This window comes from Anoxybacillus dikiliensis (genome assembly GCF_050613275.1).
Classification (GTDB): domain Bacteria; phylum Bacillota; class Bacilli; order Bacillales; family Anoxybacillaceae; genus Anoxybacillus.
In genome coordinates this window covers 272,971-293,469 of the sequence record NZ_CP187112.1, presented here as the reverse complement: position 1 = coordinate 293,469, position 20,499 = coordinate 272,971, and the positions used below count along the sequence as shown (strand labels likewise).

The 20,499-nt window shown below is 41.8% G+C and carries 21 protein-coding genes; 6 read left to right on the top strand and 15 right to left on the bottom strand.

All coding sequences use genetic code 11. The features are described from left to right. Positions 1-107 precede the first annotated feature (107 nt). Positions 108-752 (bottom strand): peroxiredoxin, encoded by a 645-nt coding sequence (locus ACPF7I_RS01655; protein WP_430745213.1) that lies wholly within the window; start codon positions 750-752, stop codon positions 108-110. Between the two features lie 172 nt (positions 753-924). On the opposite strand from ACPF7I_RS01655, the gene ACPF7I_RS01650 reads away from it, so the two are divergent. Continuing rightward, the gene (locus ACPF7I_RS01650; RefSeq protein ID WP_430745215.1) at positions 925-1,980 is read left to right on the top strand and encodes a 4Fe-4S dicluster domain-containing protein; all 1,056 of its coding nucleotides are present in this window, start codon (positions 925-927) and stop codon (positions 1,978-1,980) included. Continuing rightward, the gene (locus ACPF7I_RS01645) at positions 1,958-2,638 is read left to right on the top strand and encodes a formate dehydrogenase subunit gamma (RefSeq protein WP_430745216.1); all 681 of its coding nucleotides are present in this window, start codon (positions 1,958-1,960) and stop codon (positions 2,636-2,638) included. The genes ACPF7I_RS01650 and ACPF7I_RS01645 overlap by 23 nt, the downstream gene beginning before the upstream one ends. A gap of 20 nt (positions 2,639-2,658) precedes the next feature. Here ACPF7I_RS01645 and ACPF7I_RS01640 read toward each other — a convergent pair whose 3' ends face one another. From ACPF7I_RS01640 to ACPF7I_RS01585, 12 genes are all read right to left on the bottom strand, one after another. Further along, complete coding sequence (locus ACPF7I_RS01640) at positions 2,659-3,489, bottom strand: transcriptional regulator (RefSeq protein WP_430745217.1); 831 nt, start codon at positions 3,487-3,489, stop codon at positions 2,659-2,661. A gap of 36 nt (positions 3,490-3,525) precedes the next feature. Then, on the bottom strand, positions 3,526-4,740 hold the full coding sequence (locus ACPF7I_RS01635; RefSeq protein ID WP_003398573.1) for an MDR family MFS transporter: 1,215 nt from the start codon (positions 4,738-4,740) through the stop codon (positions 3,526-3,528). Positions 4,741-4,943: 203 nt separating this feature from the next. Then, positions 4,944-6,311 carry a 23S rRNA (uracil(1939)-C(5))-methyltransferase RlmD gene (rlmD, locus tag ACPF7I_RS01630; protein ID WP_430745219.1) on the bottom strand — a complete coding sequence of 456 codons (1,368 nt, stop codon included), beginning with the start codon at positions 6,309-6,311 and terminating at the stop codon, positions 4,944-4,946. Between the two features lie 65 nt (positions 6,312-6,376). Beyond that, on the bottom strand, positions 6,377-7,303 hold the full coding sequence (locus ACPF7I_RS01625; RefSeq protein ID WP_077429421.1) for a diacylglycerol kinase: 927 nt from the start codon (positions 7,301-7,303) through the stop codon (positions 6,377-6,379). 101 nt (positions 7,304-7,404) lie between these two features. Next, the gene (locus ACPF7I_RS01620) at positions 7,405-8,193 is read right to left on the bottom strand and encodes a sulfite exporter TauE/SafE family protein (RefSeq protein ID WP_219986241.1); all 789 of its coding nucleotides are present in this window, start codon (positions 8,191-8,193) and stop codon (positions 7,405-7,407) included. A 14-nt stretch (positions 8,194-8,207) separates the two neighbouring features. Beyond that, positions 8,208-8,840, bottom strand: a complete 633-nt coding sequence (locus tag ACPF7I_RS01615) for a response regulator (protein WP_430745220.1) — start codon at positions 8,838-8,840, stop codon at positions 8,208-8,210. Continuing rightward, complete coding sequence (locus ACPF7I_RS01610; RefSeq protein ID WP_430745221.1) at positions 8,821-9,840, bottom strand: PAS domain-containing sensor histidine kinase; 1,020 nt, start codon at positions 9,838-9,840, stop codon at positions 8,821-8,823. Before ACPF7I_RS01610 ends, ACPF7I_RS01615 begins: the two co-directional genes overlap by 20 nt. A 71-nt stretch (positions 9,841-9,911) precedes the next feature. Further along, positions 9,912-11,321 (bottom strand): MBL fold metallo-hydrolase, encoded by a 1,410-nt coding sequence (locus tag ACPF7I_RS01605; RefSeq protein ID WP_430745223.1) that lies wholly within the window; start codon positions 11,319-11,321, stop codon positions 9,912-9,914. A 17-nt stretch (positions 11,322-11,338) separates the two neighbouring features. Then, on the bottom strand, positions 11,339-11,863 hold the full coding sequence (locus ACPF7I_RS01600) for a hypothetical protein (RefSeq protein ID WP_430745224.1): 525 nt from the start codon (positions 11,861-11,863) through the stop codon (positions 11,339-11,341). Positions 11,864-11,876: 13 nt separating this feature from the next. Next, positions 11,877-13,076 carry an FAD/NAD(P)-binding oxidoreductase gene (locus tag ACPF7I_RS01595; RefSeq protein WP_430745225.1) on the bottom strand — a complete coding sequence of 400 codons (1,200 nt, stop codon included), beginning with the start codon at positions 13,074-13,076 and terminating at the stop codon, positions 11,877-11,879. Positions 13,077-13,211: 135 nt separating this feature from the next. Then, on the bottom strand, positions 13,212-13,649 hold the full coding sequence (locus ACPF7I_RS01590; protein WP_430746006.1) for an OsmC family protein: 438 nt from the start codon (positions 13,647-13,649) through the stop codon (positions 13,212-13,214). Between the two features lie 27 nt (positions 13,650-13,676). After that, positions 13,677-14,633, bottom strand: coding sequence for an arsenic resistance protein (locus tag ACPF7I_RS01585; protein ID WP_430745227.1), 957 nt, complete (start codon positions 14,631-14,633; stop codon positions 13,677-13,679). 200 nt (positions 14,634-14,833) lie between these two features. Here ACPF7I_RS01585 and ACPF7I_RS01580 point away from each other — a divergent pair, with 200 nt between their 5' ends. The 4 genes from ACPF7I_RS01580 to ACPF7I_RS01565 all read left to right on the top strand — a co-directional run bounded on the left by ACPF7I_RS01580 (position 14,834) and on the right by ACPF7I_RS01565 (position 18,072). Further along, positions 14,834-15,505, top strand: coding sequence for a response regulator transcription factor (locus ACPF7I_RS01580; protein ID WP_430745228.1), 672 nt, complete (start codon positions 14,834-14,836; stop codon positions 15,503-15,505). Beyond that, positions 15,495-16,868, top strand: a complete 1,374-nt coding sequence (locus tag ACPF7I_RS01575) for a sensor histidine kinase (protein ID WP_430745229.1) — start codon at positions 15,495-15,497, stop codon at positions 16,866-16,868. Before ACPF7I_RS01580 ends, ACPF7I_RS01575 begins: the two co-directional genes overlap by 11 nt. 78 nt (positions 16,869-16,946) lie before the next feature. Next, a complete protein-coding gene (locus tag ACPF7I_RS01570; RefSeq protein ID WP_430745231.1) occupies positions 16,947-17,438 on the top strand; it encodes a hypothetical protein in 492 nt (163 codons plus the stop codon). Between the two features lies 1 nt (position 17,439). Continuing rightward, positions 17,440-18,072 carry a PspA/IM30 family protein gene (locus ACPF7I_RS01565; protein ID WP_430745233.1) on the top strand — a complete coding sequence of 211 codons (633 nt, stop codon included), beginning with the start codon at positions 17,440-17,442 and terminating at the stop codon, positions 18,070-18,072. A gap of 37 nt (positions 18,073-18,109) precedes the next feature. On the opposite strand, the gene ACPF7I_RS01560 is transcribed toward ACPF7I_RS01565, so the two are convergent. Together ACPF7I_RS01560 and ACPF7I_RS01555 are read right to left on the bottom strand one after the other, a co-directional pair. Next, positions 18,110-18,793 carry an FtsB family cell division protein gene (locus ACPF7I_RS01560; protein ID WP_430745235.1) on the bottom strand — a complete coding sequence of 228 codons (684 nt, stop codon included), beginning with the start codon at positions 18,791-18,793 and terminating at the stop codon, positions 18,110-18,112. Positions 18,794-18,861: 68 nt separating this feature from the next. After that, the gene (locus ACPF7I_RS01555) at positions 18,862-20,370 is read right to left on the bottom strand and encodes an HD domain-containing phosphohydrolase (RefSeq protein WP_430745236.1); all 1,509 of its coding nucleotides are present in this window, start codon (positions 20,368-20,370) and stop codon (positions 18,862-18,864) included. Positions 20,371-20,499: the final 129 nt, after the last annotated feature.

Below are 20,499 nucleotides of genomic sequence, written 5' to 3'. Positions count from 1 at the left end.
TCCTTTCACTTCATATACAACTGAGCAAATGAAAATGTTGCAACCAATCGAAATTTTTTATTTTTCAAGTATACAAAAAGACAGCGAGTGATGCGCTCGCTGTCTTTTTATGTTCCCTTCGTACAAAACCACCAATCAAAGCAACTCATTTCTCCTTTTTTCGCTTTGTTTAGTCGTTCTATGGCCTGTTGAATCGTGCGCGGCGGTGGCATGATGAGCTGATCCCCTACTAGCTCGTTATGTGGCCAATTTGCTGGCGTTGCTGCTTTGTGCGCATCCGCCGTCTGCAATGCCTTTACCGCTCTCACAATCTCATATATGTTTCTTCCAACCGATTCAGGGTACGTTAACATGAGACGAATGATCCCTTCATGATCAACGATGTATACACTACGTACTGTCCGCGTTCCTTTCTTTGGATGAATCATACCAAGTCGCTTTGCTACATGACCAAGTTCATCTGCAATAATTGGAAATGAAATGTGAACATGAAGCTTTTCTCGAATCCATTCTACCCATTTGATATGAGAAAATACTTGCTCAACCGACAAACCGATTAGCTCGGTATTTAACTGTTGAAATTGCAGCTTCATTTTTTCAAATGCCACAAACTCCGTCGTGCAAACGGGTGTGAAATCAGCTGGGTGGCTAAAGAGGACAAACCAACGTCCTGCATAATCATCCGGTAATGTGATCGTCCCCATAGTCGTCGCTACCGTCATCTTTGGAAAGCGATCTGAAATAAATGGCATACACATCCCTCCTACGTTTTACCGTTCCAGCTTATGCACCTCGCACTAGGCGAGAATGTTGTCCTAATCAACTTTGTCACAAATCTGTCAAAAACAATGCGACTGTTCTTCTTTTCAACTGAAGTGTTCTTTATTAAAATACCTATTAGGGTATATAGATAAGGAGGTTTGGATGATGAGTGAAAAAATAAGCCGACGAACATTTTTAAAACGATCAACAGTCGCTGGCGCAACAGCTGGAATATTGCTTGCGACAAAAACACCTGGGTATGCACAAACGGACAAGTCAGATGAAAGTACGTTAATTGGTTCGCTTATTGACTTAACAAAATGTGATGGTTGTGCAGCTTACGACACCCCTCTATGCGTCACAGCTTGTAGACAAAAAAATGAACATCGTTTTCCACAACCGCAAAAACCAATCAAAGACTATTGGCCTCGAAAAAAACATGAAGACTGGTCCAATGAAAAAGACCGCACAGACCGTCTCACTCCTTACAACTGGACATACGTTGAAAAAGTGCAAGTAAACTGGAACGGCGAAACGAAAAAAGTTGCCATCCCAAGACGATGTATGCATTGTCTTGATGCACCATGTCAAAAACTTTGTCCGTTTGGAGTGATCGAGAAAACGAAGCACGGGGCGGTAAAAATTGACGAAAACTTCTGTATGGGTGGAGCGAAATGCCGAACAGTTTGCCCTTGGGATATCCCACAGCGCCAAGCCGGTGTCGGGTTATATATGAAACTTGCACCTGAATTAGCCGGTGGGGGCGTCATGTACAAATGCGACATGTGTGCTGATTTACTTGAGGAAGGAAAAAGCCCGGCTTGCGAAACTGCCTGTCCAAAAGGAGCAATTGAGTTTGGTCCGTACGAACAAATTCGCAAAAAAGCATATGAACGCGCAAAAGAAATCGGTGGCTTCATCTATGGAGACGTAGAAAATAGCGGCACATTAACACTTTACGTCTCAGACGTGCCGTTTGATAAAATTAACGAAGCGATTGAAACGAAAAAACAAGAAGAAAACGACACTCGTTTCGGTCGTCCGCATATGAAGCCTGAAGTCGAAAATATGTTAGAAACAACGCACGGATATATGCTAGCTACGCTTATCGCTCCGATCGCTGGCGCAGCCGCAGCTGGCATCACCGCTTATAAAGTATTATCCGGACAGAAGAAAAAGGAAGGGGGAGATCGTCATGAATCAAAAGAAGAAAAATAAAATTTACCGTCAACCACTTCCAAATCGCTTTGTCCATTGGGGAATTGCCATTTCCATTATTATGCTGATCATTACAGGTATTGGCCAAATGCCGGTATACGGTCGCTATTTAATCGTTCAACCGTTCGGCACAAAATGGCTCACATCGTATGAGGTAACATTATGGGTGCATTACTTTTTCGCTGCAACTCTCCTTTTCTTTACAACGTATCATGTCGTTTACCATGTGATAAAAAAAGAGTTTGACATTTGGCCAAAAAAAGGAGATGTAAAAGGCTCTTACCTTATTTTGAAAGCGATGCTTTTAAAACAAAAAGAGCCACCGAGCGAAAAATATTTGCCTGAACAACGAATCGCCTACTTATATTTCGTTGTGTCAATCGGCCTTGTCATTGTTACAGGCGTCATTAAAGTCATAAAGAACATCATGGGCGTGCAACCAACAAACGGAATTTTATTTTGGGGCGCACAGTTACACAACTTGGCAACAGTCATGGTCATCTTCGGTGTCATTATGCATTTAGCCGCATTTATCGTCAAAGAAAATCGCAAACTATTGCCAGGTATGTTTACAGGCTATGTGGATGAAGAATATGTAAAAGAACGCCACTCGCTCTGGTATAAAGAGTTGAAGAGAGAATATGAAAAGCAATCCTAGTGATGGGATTGCTTTTCTTATTACTGTATACGTTTCAATTGATTTTCCTCAACGACATATTTTCTTTTTTCGATCATTGTTCCGTCTTCTTTCATCTTCCTTAAGACAATGACATCTTGACCGTCATTTGTTTTACTTTGAGACGTTTCGTACACGTATCTCACACCTTGTTCCACCGCTTCACGCGTCCCTAGCCAATCGGGACATTGGTTCAAAAATGAGTCGCTACTAAGCATATGAAGAAAATGATTCATCGCTTGTACCGAAATGTTAAGCGGTTGCTTTTCCACATAAGATAGGCTCACTTTTGCATGCCGACCAATCTTTTTTAAATACTCCTGCGCCTGTCTTTCTTGTTGCTTAACAAGTTCATCATAATATTTATCTGCATATAACACCTTCGAGTGATATATTTTTGGAAACATTTTCTTAATTGACTCCACATACGCTTCTCCATCGAGCGGCTCTTCGTATGAGACAAGTTTGTACTGCCCGTACTCATCCTTTGAAAATGTCATCACAGTCGGAATCGCCCCGCTACCAGATACAACTGTAAATAAGCCGTCTTGGAATTCAAATACGCCAACACTCACAATAGCATATACGTCCACTTCATTCCCTCTTTGTTCTGTGTCGAGAATGATGTGTCCTTCGGCAATATATTCTCCCTGTCGATAAGACTTTCCATGTTCTTTAACAGCCTTGCTCACCGCTTTTTCAACGTCTGTAACGCCTTCTCGTATATATGAAGAGGAATCGATCTTTTTCTTAAAATCGTTTTTTTGGTAAAAAAACATCCCAGCGAGCAGAGCCGCGATCAGTAAACTAAAGATCGCCAGCAATTTTTTCATTCTCCATTCCCCCTCGTATACAAAAGTAATAAACGGTTACAAACTATACTCCATATGTCGTTTTGTCGCCTTCATTAACCGACCAACATATAAGAAGACGGGGAAACCGACTGATGTACATAGAGCTAATAAGCTAAAAATAATGATGTGATTTCCATAACCGAGATGTTCAAGCATCAATCCTCCAATCCAAGGACCAATGGCGTTACCTATGGCCGTAAAACCGATAGAACCAAAATATAATCCTTTCATCTGTTGAGGTGCAATTTGGTCAATAAATATGTCGACCATTGAAAACATCATCACCTCTCCTACTGTTAAAATAAACATAGAAAGAAATAACATCGGCACAGCAGTAAATAAACCAAATCCGAAAAGTCCGAATGACACCGCAACAATGCCGAACATAATCGACGTGAGCGCGGAATACCGCTTGCCGATTCTTGAAACAGGATACTGTATAATGAGTACAGTAATGGCATTAAAGACGATTAAATAAGAAAAGAGCTGTACACCATCCTGATATTGCGACAAATATTGCGGAATGGTTGAATTAAACTGCGAATACCCTGTGACACCGAGAATCATCCCGATTACAGCAAATAAAAACACACGATCGTTCCTTAATACGTTGACAGCATTGCGAAGTGTTACATGTTCGGATGTATCGCTATCGTTTTGGTCAATCGTATCGTTTGAAAAAAGAGCGACGAGCAAAATGAAGTAAAGAAAATAAACAAAAGCGGTAATAAAAAAAGCGGCTGTTGATGACGAACTGCCGATTTTCAACCCTACTAATGGACCAATCGCCGCCCCTACATTAATTGCTGCATATCGCAAGTTAAACACAAGCAATTTATTTTCTTGTTTTGTCACTTGCGACAACAACGCTCGCGACGAAGGTTCAAAAAACGAACGACATAAGCCGTTTAACGCATTTAACAGAAAAAACGTCCAAACGCTCTCCGCTGTCGCAAAACCAATAAACACGAACGTCCACATCAAAAGAGAAATTTTCATCACTTTCTCTCGCCCGTATCGATCGGAAACATACCCGCCAAAAAAACCACCAAACAGTCCTACAATCGAACTAATCCCAATAATTGCCCCTGCCAACGAAGCGCTGACTCCTTTTACGCTCGTTAAATAAATGGCTAAAAACGGAATGGTCATAAACATCGCCATTCTTGCAAATAATGTTCCGATAATAATTGTTACGCTGATCGGATGTAGTTTTTTTATATTCTCCATAATTCCCCTTCTATCATGAAAATGAACTTTATGTAAAATTATATTATAATTCACAATAAATTAAAAATATTTTAATAACATTGTAGTGAAGCGGAAAACATCATCATTACTATGCAGAAGGGCGATCTCACAAACGAAAAAGGAAAGGGGATATCCTTTCCTTTTTTTGTTATCAATATTTCTCTAATAGAACGATTGACCTTTTACAAACCACGTTCTAATTTCGCAACACACTCCACATGCATCGTATGCGGGAACATGTCAACCGGCTGGACTTCGATCGTTTTGTATCCACCGTCTTCTAATATGCGCAAATCTCGTGCAAGTGTTGCGGGATTGCATGAGACGTAGACGATTCGCTCCGGTTTCATGGTGATCATCGTTTGTAGCAATGATTCATCACAGCCTTTTCGAGGAGGATCGACGACGATACAGTCAGCTCGCACTCCTTGCTCGTACCATTTTGGGATGATGACTTCCGCCTCTCCGACCGCAAATTCAACGTTTGTCATGCCGTTTAGTTCGGCGTTTCGTTTCGCATCGGCAATCGCTTCAGGAACGATTTCGACCCCGTACACTTTTCTCGCGTTTTTTGCTAAAAAGAGCGAAATCGTTCCGATGCCACAATACGCATCAATGACTGTCTCCTTCCCAGTCAACTCCGCGTATTCCAACGCTTTTTCGTACAGTACTTTCGTTTGCTCAGGGTTTACTTGATAAAAGGAACGGGCAGAAATCGCAAACCGAATGTCGCCGATATAGTCATACATATATTCCGATCCCCAAAGCACGCGCGTATGCTCTCCCATAATGACATTCGTCCGCTTCGGGTTTATGTTTTGCACAATGGACTTCACGTTCGGAACACGTTGTACAATTGCTTCAACAATTTTCTTTTTATGCGGCAACTCCTCGGTGCGTGTAATTAAAACGACCATCACTTCTTTTGTCGTTGCCCCGTAGCGTGCCATAATGTGACGAAGCACACCTTTATGCGTCTGTTCATTGTAGGCTGGGATGTTATATTGCTCGCAAATTTGTTTGACGGTTTGCACGACGATATCATTCATTTCTTGTTGGATCAAACAGGCGTCCATGTCAATAATGTCGTGGCTACGCTCTTTATAAAAACCTGCCACAAGCCCACCTTCACGCTCACCGACAGGTACTTGCGCTTTGTTTCGATACCGCCACGGATCGTTCATGCCGAGGACAGGGTGAACGGTCGCATGTTCAATTTTCCCGATGCGAGCGAGCACTTCTTTGACATGTTTATATTTTGCTTTCAGCTGTCCTTCGTAACGAATATGTTGGAGCTGACATCCACCGCATTGTTTATAAATAGGACACGCTGCATCGATGCGATCTTCACTTTGTTCATACAGTTCGATTAAGCGGCCGAAGCCGTACCCCTTTTTCACTTTGACAACTTTCACTTTCGCTTTTTCGCCTGGTAAACCGTTCGGAACGAAAATTGGAAAGCCATTAATTTTTGCTACTCCTGCCCCGTCGTGCGTTAAATCTTCAAAGATGACATCGTAATATTCATTTTTTGCTACTGGTGCTTCCATTTGTCTTTCCCCTTCCGCAAAATTGCTGTCAAGATTGTAGCATAGTCGAACAAAAAAGAACAGGTTTATTCCCCTGTTCTCATTTGTTCAGCTTTTTCTTTCGGAACAAATACGTTCATATGACGATACAAGTTAACAAATTCGCCTGGAAGCATGCCGCCATACTCGCCATCTAAATTAAGTTGCATGTTTTCTTCCGTATACACTTTGACGCGGTTTGCTTTCGTATAAATGACGTGCGGGTCATGAATATGTTCACCGCGCAAGGCAAGCGTCGCAATTTTAATAAATTCAGCTAAGTTCGTTTCTTTCAAAATGATTAAATCAAACATGCCATCGTTTAACGATGAGTTTGGGGCTAATTTTTCAAAGCCGCCGACAGAGTTCGTAAGTGAAACGAGAAACAGCATGACAGCCCCTTCAAACATTTTCCCATCGTACTCGATTTTGACATGGACAGGGTGCAAGGAAGGAAGCATTTCAATTCCTTTTAAATAATAGGCGAGTTGACCAATCATCGTTTTCAATTTGCTTGGCACTTCGTACGTTAATTCCGTCAAACGTCCGCCACCGGCAATGTTAACAAAATAATGCGTCTTTCCTTCGTTCGTTACCGCTCCAATATCAATCGGCACCGCTTCTCCGTGAATGATCACATCACACGCGCCTTCAATCGAGCGCGGTACACCGATCGCGCGGGCGAAGTCGTTCGTCGTTCCGACTGGAATAATGCCAAGGTTCGGACGATATGACGCATCAGCTAGCCCATTTACGACCTCATTAATCGTTCCATCGCCACCTGCGGCAATAACAAGGTCAAATTCTCGCTCAACTGCTTTTCTTGCCGCCTCTGTCGCATCCCCTGCCCCTGTTGTCGCATGACATGACGTTTCATATCCTGCTTGTTCTAACCGAATCAGTACATCAGGCAAATGCTTTTTAAATACTTCCCTTCCCGACGTCGGATTATAAATAATACGTGCTCGTTTCATCCCCATCATCCTATTTGTTTTATTTTTCCACTATTTAACATCATACCAAATTTTCATAACCATTGCAATGAACAAAAGAAAGCCGACTCAACGGAGTCAGCTTACATAAACATTTCATACCAAATTTTTATCACAGTCGCTACAATTAATACAAGCAAAATGTATTCGAGCGTTTTCGTATTTATTTTTTGACTTAGTTTTGCCCCGATAGGAGCAGCTAGTAAACTAGCAACAACCATCACGATTGACGGGACAAGAAGCATATGTCCACCCATCACTTTTCCAATCGTCGCCCCAATTGATGAAATGAACGTAATGGCTACAGACGAACCGATCGCGATGCGCGTCGGCACTTTTAAAATGACAAGCATAATCGGTACAATAATGAATGCCCCTGCCGCCCCAACGATGCCAGAAGCCACGCCGACAATAAAAGATAGCACAACTGCATATAGCCGATTAAATACCAGCTGCTCCGCTGATACGTCTTCACTCCCCTTCGGCTTTGGGAGAAACATTAATATCGCCGCAATTGATGCTAAAATGGCATACACGAAGTTAATGGTTTCATCAGCTAAAAACTTCGATCCATATCCACCGATAAAACTGCCGATGACAATCGCTGTTCCCATATAGGCAACGAGCCGAAATGATACGTACCCACCTTTTTTAAACACGATCAGGGCCGCAAGTGTCGAGAAAAACACTTGCACCGCGCTAATGGCAGCCACTTCTTGTGCCGTAAAGGCAACAAAGCCAAGAAGGGGAGGAATGTATAAAAGCATCGGGTATTTAATAACGGAGCCGCCGATGCCAACCATTCCCGATAAAATGGAACCAATTGCACCAATAAGGAAAAGAACAAACAAATAGGAAACTGTATATTCCATGACAAGACGCTCCTTTAGACTAAATCAGCAATACGATTTTTTAAGGCGTATTGAATGAGCTCATGTTTTTCTTTAATACCGAGTTTTTGCATAATGTTCGTTTTATGATTTTCGACCGTTTTCGGGCTAATTTTTAACTTTTTTGCGATTTGGTTGTTCGTGTACCCTAAAAACGTTAGCCGAACAATTTCTCGCTCGCGGTTCGTAAGCGGTGACTTCGGCTCTTTTTCCGCAAACATTTTTTCAAGCCGTTCCTCAGGAATATGCGTACGATAAAAGCGTTTACCGTGATATACAGCTTGCAACGCCTCGTATAAATCGTTCGTCTGGCTATTTTTCAACAAATAACCGTGAATATGATATTGAATCGCTTTTTGCACATATATTTCCTCATCATGCATCGTTAAGACGATTACTTTCACATCTTCTAATTCATCCATAATCGTTTTTGCGGTCGTAAATCCATCAAGTCCTGTCGGCATTGACAGATCAAGCAAAACGACATCGGGATAATGCTTCAATGCAAGCGTGATGGCATCACAACCGTTGCTTGCCTCCCCGACGACTTCCACATCGCGAAACCCTTCAAGAAGCAAACGAATGCCTTTGCGAATTAAATCATGGTCATCAACGATTAACACTTTCATCCTCTCCACCTCCCTCTAACGGCACGCGCACAAAAATTGTTGTTCCTTTCATCGGCACAGATGTAATCGTCGTTTCTCCTCCAAGATGAAAAACGCGTTCCTGGATATGTTTTAAGCCAAGTCCCCCGCGCTTTTCTTCAACATGAAAGCCAACGCCGTTATCTTCAACAAACACTAGTAATTCTCGTTCCGTCTGCTCAATCGAAACACGCACTTCCGTCGCTTTCGCATATTTCATTACATTATGCAATGCTTCTTGAATGATGCGATACAAATTAATTTCCATCGTTGGCGATAAGCGTGCATATACATTCGTTTGCAACGAAAATGATGTATTTGGCATTTTCGATTGTAGCGAATGAATAAGCGATTGAATGGTCGGAATTAACCCAAGCGCATCTAGACTTTTGGGGCGAAGTTGTTGGGCATATAGTTTCACATCTTCCATGACACGCCCGAGCTCCTCGCGCACTTCTTTGACATACGCATGAAGCTTCTCATCTTGCACACGTTGAATAATATTATCTAATGCGACAGAAATGCTGTAGAGCGACTGTCCGACACCATCATGCAATTCTTGTGCTAAACGTTTATGTTCCTCTTCTTTTGCTTCCGTTAGTTTTTTTACCATCCATTTTGAACGGCGCGCCTCTTCTTCTTTTTTCTTTGCCGTTTGATCGCGTAAAACAAGCAAATAATATTTGGCATCATCTTGTTCGAGGATGAGTGCTGTGCTCATTTCTACATCGATGAAATGTCCGTGATACGTCGGCATTTCTGATAAAAAATAAGGCACTTCCTCTGTTGAAATTAAATAACAGCGCTCTTCGCCTTCTTTCACATCGCGCTGTTGGCAAAATGAGCAATACGGCACTTTGTCGCCAAGTTGCCAGCCGGTAAGCCGTTTAGCAGCCGGATTCATTTCTACAATTGTTCTTTCATGATTCATGACGATAATTCCGTCTTGAATGTATGCAAAAATTTTATCTAAAAACCGCATGTTCTCACCTCTCTTCCATTATAAAGAAAAAAAGAAGAAAGATGAAAAGAAAGGACTGACAACGTCAGCCCTTATGATTGCTTCACGACTGGAAGCTTTTCTCTCGTCCACGCTAAATATCCACCTTTTAAGTTAAGCACCTGCTTCAAACCTTTTGCTTGTAAAATGCTTGCGCCAATGGCTGAACGCGCACCTGAGCGGCATTGAACAACGTATATTTTGCCTTCTGGAATTTCATCAAGGCGATCTGCAAGTGTACCGAGCATCATATGGTGGGCTCCTTCAATATACCCTTCGTCCCATTCTGCTTGATTGCGTACATCAATAAGGTAATACCGATCATCTTTTAAATATTGTTGTAGTTGATGTACATCAATTTCTTCGTAGCTTTCAACCTCACCGTTTAATGCAACGGATGGCTCTACGTACGCAACGACACGATCCAATCCAATGTAAGCGAGCGCTTTGCGAATCAGCTGTACATCTTCTTTATTTGCGATGAGCACAATATCTTGGTCATAGCTGATTAACCAACCTGCCCAGTTTGTAAATGACTTGTTAAACGGAATGTTGATTGCTCCTGCGTAATGTGCATTTGCAAATTGTTCGGACGGACGAACGTCTAAAATGAACGCGCCGTTTGCTTTGTATTCGTCGAGTTGTTCACGCGTTTGCAACGCTGGAACTTCTTCTTCATTTAAATAGGCAGGACCGATTTTGTTTACTTTTTTCATCATCGCAAAATATTTTGGAGGCTCTGGTTGACCTGTAAGCAGTAACTTCACAAATTGCTCCTCATCTTCGATTTTTAATGCCCAGTTGTTTAACTTTTCATATCCAACAGTTGACACTGGAACAGCCCCAAGCGCTTTTCCGCATGCGCTTCCTGCTCCGTGTGCCGGCCATACTTGCAAGTAATCTGGGAGCGCTTTAAATTTTTTCAGCGATTGAAACATTTGGCGAGCACCAACGTCTGCCGTACCAGCCACTCCTGCCGCCTTTTCAAGCAAATCTGGACGACCGATATCGCCAACGAAAACGAAATCACCTGTGAAAATACCCATTGGCTCTGTCGAACCGCCGCCTTTATCTGTTAGAATGAACGAAATATGCTCTGGTGTATGTCCAGGGGTGTGAAGCACTTTAAACTCAACGTTTCCAACAGTAAAGATGCTTCCTTCTTTTACAAGTTCGTAATCGACTTCATCTAAATATTGATATTTCCAGTTTGCATCTCCTTCGTCAGATAAATAAAGCTTTGCACCACAACGTTTTGCTAGTTCTTTTGCCCCCGAAACGAAGTCTGCGTGAATATGTGTTTCTGTTGCCGCAACAATTTGCAATCCTTCTTTTTTTGCTGTGTCGATATACCAATCGACATTGCGGCCTGGATCGACAACAATCGCTTCCCCTGTCCGTTGACATCCGACTAAATAAGACATGTGCGCTAACTGCTCATCGAAAAATGAACGAAATAACATATATATCCCCTCCAAATTTATTTATGTTTATTTGCTACATCAAGTAGCGTTTCGATATATTTAAACCCATCTTGAATAAGTGGGTGTTTTAACAGGCGGTACATGCGCAATAGCGATACGGGAGACGAATCGCGTTCGCGTTGAAAACGTTCGTTTGTTTCTTTTAAAATGTTGAGTCCCTTCTCAATTGGGACAATATCTTTTGTACCTTGTATCACATACGCCATCGACTCGCGATCATTAATCACACTTGTCGCAAACGAAAGGAATTCCTCTACTTTTTGCAACCATTGGACGAGCGTTGGCAACAGTTGAATGAGCGTTGCAAGCGCTTCAAGATGTTTCGTTGTCAGTCGAAATGGCGCTGTTTTTTCCTCAAACTCAGTAAACAGTGCTTCAAGCGATTGTTTATCGTTCATCACATGTTGAACAACCGCTATTTTTTCTTCTACTGACTCCATTGCTTCTTTTAGTTGTGGGAGTTTCTCAACAAAGTAACGAAGCGCTTCTCGTTGTTCATCGTTTTCGAGTAATTGTAACATGTTACCTCCCCCTCTACATCAACCCTTTTAACATGCCGTTCCAGTAAACGATCGGTAATAAATTTCGTTTCATGATATACATGCTCATCCGCTCTTTTGACTGATCAAATGGGAACGTTTCTTGTGGATTTTTATCATAATCAAACTCGGCTAGCACGAGCTTGTTATAACCTGTTACGAGCGGGCATGAGGTGTAACCGTCGTAGCGCGCTTTTAACGGTTTTCCGTTCATAAGCGCTAGTAAATTTTCAGCCACAACAGGAGCTTGTTTTCGAATCGCTGCACCTGTTTTGGATGTCGGTAAGTTTGTGCAATCACCCGCACCAAATACATTTTCATACGTTTTATGTTGTAACGTATACGGATCGACATCGACCCATCCTGCCGCGTCGGCTAATGAGCTTTTTCGGATGAAGGATGGTGGTCCCATCGGCGGTGTCACGTGAATCATATCGAAGCTTAATGTAAACCGCTCACTTGTATCGAGATGTTCAAACGTCGCTTTTTTCGCCTCTCCATCAATTTCGACTAATTCGACACGATATTTCGTTTCAATTTGTTTTCGTTGAATAACTTGCTCAAGCGTATCGGCATATCGCTTCACCGCGAAAATGTTTGGCAACCCTGAAGCAAAAATAATATTCGTTTTTTCGCGCACACCGGATTGCCGGAAATAATCATCAGCTAAATACATAATTTTTTGTGGGGCTCCACCGCATTTTACTTGTGTGCTCGGCTGAGTGAAAATCGCTGTGCCACCGCGGAAATTGCGAATATTTTCCCACGTGCTCTGTACATAATCGTATGAATAATTGCTGCAAACACCGTTTTTGCCGATCGTTTCTTTCAGTCCTTTAATTTGATCCCAAAAAATTTCAACTCCAGCTGCTACAACTAAATAGTCGTAACGAACGGTTGATCCTTCTTTCGTTTTTAACGTATTGTTTTCTGGTGAAAACGTATCGACCGCTTCTTTCAACCATCTCGCTCCATCTGGAATGAGCGATGCTTGCTCGCGAACAGAGTCTTCTACTTTAGCTGCACCGCCGCCTACGAGCGTCCAAAGCGGTTGATAATAATGTTTATCGGATGGATCAATCACTAACACTTGTCCATGCAGTTGTCGATTTTTTCTTAATAGCCGTGCCGCAATAGAGATGCCTGCTGAACCTGCTCCAACGATTGCTACTTTTACATCATAAACGTTCGCCATCGTTCATCGCTCCTTTTGTATCCGCTTTCAATTTTATTTTCCTAACTTAATTACATTGTATATGTTGTTAACTTATATACCCATAGGGGATTTCCCTTATCTTTCTAATACAAAAAAAGAGCGGTTGAAACCGCTCTATGCTTTATACCATTGGTCATTCATTTGCACACCTGCCGCTTTTAGTAACGTATATACCGGGCAGCGCGCTTCCACTTTTTCTTTTAACTGTCGAATGCGTTCTTCGTTTTCGCTCGTTTTGACTGCCACTTCCACAGATACATGTTCAAAATACGGGCGAACGGATGGATCACCCATAAAACCACGCGGATCAAATTGTCCTTTTACTGTGAAAGTCATGTCTTGTAAATCGAAGTTCATCTCCCGTGCAACGACACGTGCAGTCACATTTTCACACGCGGCAAGCGCCCCGAGCACCATTTGAAGAGGATTCGCTCCTAAATCTTGTCCCCCCATTTGTTTTGCCTCATCAATAACGAACTCATGTTTCCCTGCCTTTGCTCGCGTTGTAATTCCTTCCGTTGTTGCTTGAACGATAAATGTCATTTTGTTCATCATAATCCACTCCCTTTCTTCGTTGTTTTATAATTGTTTAAACCAATATCGACTTGCTATTTTTCCATAGTAAGCGATGGACTGTTGTTGAACGATAAAAGCAAGAGTAACAATGAGTGCAGCCTCAGCACCGAAAGACGTGGCAGCTAAGCCGATTGCAATCGATAAGTTGCGTAAAACTGTGCCGTTTACGAGGGCAATGCCGTCTTCACGGTTGAAAAACTGTTTAGCTACAAATGTGCTAATGACGTAGTTAATCAAATAGAAAAGCAATAATACCGCCAATGCGATCACAATGAGCTGCAAGTTGGCTACAATCATTTTTGCTCGCATGCTAATGCTGACAAACACTACATATAGCATGGCCCATATACTTAACGGTGCAAAATTTGGCTTCACTCGCTTTTGAAATTGTTCTGTTGTATATTTTTTCATCAACCATTTAAACGTCATATGTCCAAGAACCATCGGCACAAACACAACGAGCAAAATCGTACGGAATGTTTCTATGACGTTAATATCGACATATTTTCCGACCATCGCTAGCAAATACCAAGGCGTCAATAAAGAGCCGAGCACGAGACCGAATACGGTCAGCTTAACAGCTGCTGTCATATTTCCCTTTTGAATGGCTGTCCATGAAATCGTCATACCACTCGTCGGTAACAATGCTGATAACGCAAGTCCCGCGAACATGATCGGATGGTTGTGCAACATCGTCTTTCCAATGAGGAAAGCGACGAGCGGAATGATGGCAAAGTTAATCACGAGAGATGCAAACAATATTTTCTTCTCTTTTAAATGAGTTAATTCTTTCCATTTAAACCCAACCATCGTTGCATAAATCATCACAATTGTTGCCAGCAAAATAGTCGACTTTAAAAAGCTCGTATCGACAAACGTTCCAACGATAAATCCAAGCAACAACGTCGCCGGAACACTAATAAGTAAATACTTTTGCGGGAAAAAATATAATTTTTTCATCGTATCCCCCTTTCTTTTATACCCATATAGGTATCACGATATATACTATAAGGGGTATAAAAGAAATTTGCAATCTTTTTCACAAACTTGTCATATTGTTATCGTTTTCACATACAGTTTTCCCTCTTCTCTTCTTTTTATGACGTTTTCACCCGTTTTTCATCGACATTTGATATGATGAAAGAAAAAAGGTGATGAAGATGAAGGTGTTGCTCGCAGAAGATGATGTATATTTAGGGGAACTCATCGTCCATTTGTTAAAGAAAAAAGGGATCGAACAAATACATTGGGTGCAAGAAGGTGAAGATGCCTATGATTATGCCCTTGCTTCGTTTTATGATGTCATTATTTTAGATTGGATGTTGCCAAACGGCGATGGCGTAAGTGTATGTAAACGTTTAAGAAAACATAGCTATCACGGAGCCATTTTAATGTTAACAGCAAAAGATGCGGTACAAGACCGCGTCGAAGGATTAGAAGCCGGAGCGGACGATTACTTAGTGAAACCGTTTGAAATCGATGAGCTCATGGCACGACTTAAAGCGTTATCTCGACGCACGTTTGCACCGATTCAAGAAGAAATAATTCGCTGGGGGGCGTTTGAAGTGAATCGGACAAGTCATGCGCTGACGAAAAACGGAAAGCAAATTATATTAACGCCTCGTGAATTTCAGCTGCTTGATTTATTATTGCAAAATAAAGGGCGTGTGTTAACGCGTGACATGATTCTTGATCGCATTTGGGGCTATGATGCTGATGTATCGATGAAAACAATTGATGCAACCGTTAAGTTGCTGCGTAAAAAAATTGGCGATGAACAACAACAACTCATTAAAACGGTTCGTGGGGTGGGGTATACCATTGAAAAATAACATTCGATCTTTTTTCAGTCATTTCGATATGTTTCGCCGCACACAATGGCGGTTAACCGCAACGTATAGCGGTATGTTTATCGCTTTTTTAGCGATTTTTATTGCGGTTGTTTCTTTCCTTATTCATATGGTTATTACAAATGATCAAGAACGACGTATTCGTACGCTTGCTGAACAAGAAAGCCAAACGATTCAAAATATGTTGACAGAACAGTCATTGATCGGCTGGTCTACCGATCAAAATGTCATCTTTTTAAGCGAAGATCAACTATTTTTTTACGTCATTGATACGCATGGACGACTGATGATGGGAGATGAAGTAAATAAAGGGTTGCGACCGCTTCTCCTTTCTACCCTTCAGCCGTGGACGCCAGAAAAAAACGAATTAAAATATGTAGAGATTCACGTTCCTCATCATCGCCATGAATTAAAACGCTTCCGTGCAGACACATTAAAAATATTAACTGTCGCCCACCCGGTCGTTGTTGAGCGGCAGCTCGCTGGTGTTTTATATGTCGGTATGGATGTCACAAGCATGTTTCGTTTGCTGAAATGGTCTACATTCATTTTATTTGGGCTCGGGATCCTATTTATTGCGGTGGCGGTCGCTTTTAGTTATTTTATGTCAAAACGAGCGCTCATCCCTATTCAAGATGCTTACAATCGGCAACGTCAATTCGTGGCAGATGCTTCCCATGAGTTGCGAACACCACTTAGCGTCATTTTTTCTTCTGTTGAAGCATTAAAAATGGATACGTCATTAACATCTGATGAATTTAGCCGAAAAACGATTGAACGTCTAGGGGATGAAACGAAGCGAATGACAAAGCTCATTAACGACCTTCTCACCCTGGCGCGGACAGACGACGCAAAGCTACAAGTCGACAGAAGACCGTTTGATTTGCGAACGTGTGCGGAACATACGCTACAATCGTTACAAGAACTCGCGAGCAAAAAACGGATTGCTCTTTATTTTCATGCCCCTGAACAAATTGAATTTTTGGGGGACGCTGATAAATGCACGCAACTATTATACATTTTACTTGATAATGCAATCAAATACACACCCGATGGGGGGACAGTTTCCCTTTCACTATCCCAATATGTAACGAAACAACGAAAGGTTGTCACAATTTCTGTAAGTGACACAGGCATCGGTATCGCCCCTGAACACCTTCCCCGTATCTTTGATCGTTTTTATCGTGCCGATAAAGCACGAACGCGGCAAATTGGCGGACACGGACTAGGACTTTCCATCGCAAAATGGATTGTCGAGGCACATGATGGGAACATCCAAGTACAGAGCGAAGTGGGGAAAGGAACGACATTCACGATCACTTTTCCGAATGATAAACGTGCATAAATATGTTGCACGTTTTTTTCTTTTTCACCTAATTTTCTCTTTTCGCTTGTACAATTCAAACTGTAAATAACAAAGGAGGTGGAACAATTGAAAAAGCGGACAATTTTCTTCCTGCTAGGCGGAGTAATCGTTGTCGCTATATTCGCGCACATCGCCACCAATTTGATGCACATCGGTTGGAGCGGACGCATGCCAGGGGCACATATGATGGAAATGGGGAAACACCATCGAGTATTCGGTCACCATGGTCCACGAATGATGCAGCCGCACGGCATGCCGATGTTTGGATGGATGTCTTTACTCATTCAACTCGCTCTCATCATCATCGGATGGTTGATCTGGAAAACGACGAAGGGCGCTGGCAAATGGATTGGTGGTGCGTTAATGGCGATTGGGCTCGTCACGCTTTTACCAAAAGTGTTGCTCGCCGTCCTAGCGATCATTGCAGCGTACGTTTTATTAAGGGACAAAACGAAGACGACACCTGAATTTGAACCATTTGTCCCACCTATTCAAAAAGATAGCTTTTTGGATGAATGGGAAAAAACAATACAAAAGGAGGAAAAGTAAGATGGGCATTTTAAAACGCGTCAAACATGTCGTCCTTGCAGACTTGCATGATATGATCGACAAATGCGAAGATCCGATTCGCATGACAAAGCAATACATTCGTGAACTAGAAGAACAAATTGAAAAAGCGCAACAAGCACTCGCACAACAATTTATGTTGGAACAAAAGTACGAACGTCTCATCGCTGATGCGAATGAAATGATTGAAAAGCGGGCTCGCCAAGCAAAGTTAGCTGTTGAAAAAAATGAAGAGCCAATCGCAAAAATGGCTCTTCAAGAAAAAATCGCCTATGAAAAAAAATTAGAACTATATACGCAACAATACAACACATTGAAGGAAAAAACAACCGTTTTAACGGAAAAAGTGAAACAACTATACGAAACATATGAGCAACTGAGAGTGAAACAAATGCAGTTAATGACGCGTTTTTATGTTGCTGAGACAATGAAGCAAATCGATGAATCCATCACGTCTTTCCGTTATGATCATGTCGTCAAAGGTTTTGCGCGCATGGAGGAAAAAGTGATGTTTCTTGAAGCGGAAGCAAAAGCTCGCTCTGTCATGCAAACGATCCCCCCTCAATCATTTGATGCGGAAGTCGAGCAACAATTGAAACAATTAAAAAAGGAATAATATAAAAGGTGTCCGCGTTTGGACACCTTTTATACGTCTATGTCGTCCATTCATCATGAATGATTCCAACAAGTTTCCATTGACCGTTTTCTTGTTCAAAAACAAGGCGCAAACTTCGCCAATCCATGCCGTTATATTGCGGGTCAAAGCCTGTAAAGTGAAACTCAATGAATGAACTGTTCGAATATACTTGTTGAATATTGTTAATCATATTTCCCGTTCCAACGACGACGTTATTTCCGATCATATGTGGATTCGCAAAGTCTACATCATAGACGAAGCGATCAAAATAATCTTGGAAAGTCAGCTGAATCGGGTCACCTGAACCGTCATATACGCCCCACTGATACACTTGCGTCGAGGATAAAAGAGAAGAAAGTTGAGAAGCAGAAAACTGTAAATCGTTTTGAACGTCAACATGTCCATATGGACTAAAACGCACACCATTTGAGTGAACATAAGAAGCGAGTGCATTCATATCTTTATTTTTTAACGCGGCCACAACATCTAGCGCAACAGATAAAAGAGAAGAAGAAAGGACTTGTTTTTCTCCGGTTTTTAATTGCTCGTTTTCTTTTTGAAGCTGCTTATTTTTTTCTTGCAGTTGCTCAATTGTCGTTTGTTGTTTTTCAACCGTTTGTTTCCACTGCTTAAGCTCATCGGTCTGATTGGCGCATCCTGCAAACAAAACGACCATCGCACAAATTATCCATCGTTTCACAAAACATCACACCCCTTTTTCTTTAGTATAACACCTGCACAAAAAAATAGATGCCTGCATTTCGGCATCTAGCTCACTTTTTCTTGTTCTCTTTCTTTCAAAAATGCAATGAAACAGTCGACCATTTGGGCATCCCATTGCGTTCCTCGACCATCTAATAAAATCGACATCGCTTTTTCTACGCTCATCCCTTTTCGATATGGGCGGTCAGATGTCATCGCATCAAACGCATCAGCCACCGCAATAATGCGACCAAATAACGGAATGTTCTCCCCCTCTAATCCATCTGGATACCCTTTACCGTCTAACCGTTCATGATGGGAACGAATACCCGGAAGCAAATCCTCTACTTCTTCAATTGGCTGCACTTGTCGAATGATGTTTTCGCCGAGCACCGGGTGTTTTTTAATCCATGCGAATTCTTCATCCGTTAATTTCCCGTCTTTTAATAAAATATGATCAGGAATACCAATTTTACCGATGTCATGCAAAATAGCAGAACGATATAAACGGACGAGCTGTTCAACCGTCATTCCTAAGCGCTTTCCAATTTCTACAGCATATACAGCAACGCGCTGTGAATGACCTGCCGTATACTCATCGCGCGCATCAAGCGCTGTCGTCATAACCGAAATGAAACTATTTAATAATTGCTTATTTTTCTCATCCCGTTCAACGATCGCATCAATCATATGGTTAAATCCGTTCGTTAGCTGTGAAAATTCATCAATATATACGTTATCGCACATGAGTTCATACTCTTTTCTTTGTACACGGCTCATGTATTGAAGCAAATCTTCAATGCTTCGCTCCACATCTTCTGATAAAACACGCGCTGCAAATAAAGAAAACATAATCGAAATAACTAATACGACAATCGTCCACGTCCAATAACCCGAGAACGTATTTTTTCCTTCCGCAAAAAGCTTTACTTCTGTCGCTAATACAAACAATAATACAGGGAAAACACCGATGAACAATACACTTATACCAATTTTCAGTTTCATTGGCACGTATATGACATTTGTCGCTCGAATGGCCTCATCGAACCCGTTCTCCCTTCCGATTCGCATCATCTCATGAATGAGCGGACGCATCGTGCGCAACGTTAAAAAAAACTCAATCATTGCGTGAAGCATCGCTATCAACAACGCACCGCATAAAGCATAAACAACGTACATATATGGAATGCGAAGCACGTCGATCCAAATGAGTGAAACAGTCAGTGCAACAGCTGGAACGGAAAGTCCTAAAAAGTGCGGGAGAGCGATCCGCCTCACTGTCAGCAACGGAAAACGCTTTGCCCGGACAAGCGCCCAATAAAACTGTTCTTCTGCCACTTTCGCCTCATAAAAAACAGAGCGAATGGGGGCGATATCTTTTTGGAAGGCACGATATTCAATAAATAGCATGATACAAAACGAAAAAAATTGAATGAGCAATAACATAAGCAAATCTACTTGCCGAATGTTTAACGCCATCACCATTAACGTGCTACCGACACCAATCACTGCTAAAATCGAACCAATGGTGTAATTAACAAACAACTTTCTCAGCGTTTCTTCATACGTACGCACACCCTTCCCTCCTCCCTGTTCTTCTTCCATTATAACAAGAATGATAGAAAATACGAGATGATCCTTTCTTTACATACCATTTATAAAAATTCTGAAAGATTAAACATAATATTTACAAATTATACAAAA

Excerpts from the sequence above, each read along its gene's own strand:
- ACPF7I_RS01580 (WP_430745228.1), top strand. The coding sequence starts at position 14,834 with ATGAAGGTGTTGCTCGCAGAAGATGATGTATATTTAGGGGAACTCATC.
- ACPF7I_RS01610 (WP_430745221.1), bottom strand. The coding sequence starts at position 9,840 with ATGCGGTTTTTAGATAAAATTTTTGCATACATTCAAGACGGAATTATC.
- ACPF7I_RS01595 (WP_430745225.1), bottom strand. The coding sequence starts at position 13,076 with ATGGCGAACGTTTATGATGTAAAAGTAGCAATCGTTGGAGCAGGTTCA.
- ACPF7I_RS01645 (WP_430745216.1), top strand. The coding sequence starts at position 1,958 with ATGAATCAAAAGAAGAAAAATAAAATTTACCGTCAACCACTTCCAAAT.
- ACPF7I_RS01650 (WP_430745215.1), top strand. The coding sequence starts at position 925 with ATGATGAGTGAAAAAATAAGCCGACGAACATTTTTAAAACGATCAACA.
- ACPF7I_RS01635 (WP_003398573.1), bottom strand. The coding sequence starts at position 4,740 with ATGGAGAATATAAAAAAACTACATCCGATCAGCGTAACAATTATTATC.
- ACPF7I_RS01625 (WP_077429421.1), bottom strand. The coding sequence starts at position 7,303 with ATGAAACGAGCACGTATTATTTATAATCCGACGTCGGGAAGGGAAGTA.
- ACPF7I_RS01605 (WP_430745223.1), bottom strand. The coding sequence starts at position 11,321 with ATGTTATTTCGTTCATTTTTCGATGAGCAGTTAGCGCACATGTCTTAT.
- ACPF7I_RS01615 (WP_430745220.1), bottom strand. The coding sequence starts at position 8,840 with ATGAAAGTGTTAATCGTTGATGACCATGATTTAATTCGCAAAGGCATT.
- ACPF7I_RS01640 (WP_430745217.1), bottom strand. The coding sequence starts at position 3,489 with ATGAAAAAATTGCTGGCGATCTTTAGTTTACTGATCGCGGCTCTGCTC.
- ACPF7I_RS01585 (WP_430745227.1), bottom strand. The coding sequence starts at position 14,633 with ATGAAAAAATTATATTTTTTCCCGCAAAAGTATTTACTTATTAGTGTT.
- ACPF7I_RS01590 (WP_430746006.1), bottom strand. The coding sequence starts at position 13,649 with ATGAACAAAATGACATTTATCGTTCAAGCAACAACGGAAGGAATTACA.
- ACPF7I_RS01655 (WP_430745213.1), bottom strand. The coding sequence starts at position 752 with ATGCCATTTATTTCAGATCGCTTTCCAAAGATGACGGTAGCGACGACT.
- ACPF7I_RS01600 (WP_430745224.1), bottom strand. The coding sequence starts at position 11,863 with ATGTTACAATTACTCGAAAACGATGAACAACGAGAAGCGCTTCGTTAC.
- ACPF7I_RS01565 (WP_430745233.1), top strand. The coding sequence starts at position 17,440 with ATGGGCATTTTAAAACGCGTCAAACATGTCGTCCTTGCAGACTTGCAT.
- rlmD (WP_430745219.1), bottom strand. The coding sequence starts at position 6,311 with ATGGAAGCACCAGTAGCAAAAAATGAATATTACGATGTCATCTTTGAA.
- ACPF7I_RS01620 (WP_219986241.1), bottom strand. The coding sequence starts at position 8,193 with ATGGAATATACAGTTTCCTATTTGTTTGTTCTTTTCCTTATTGGTGCA.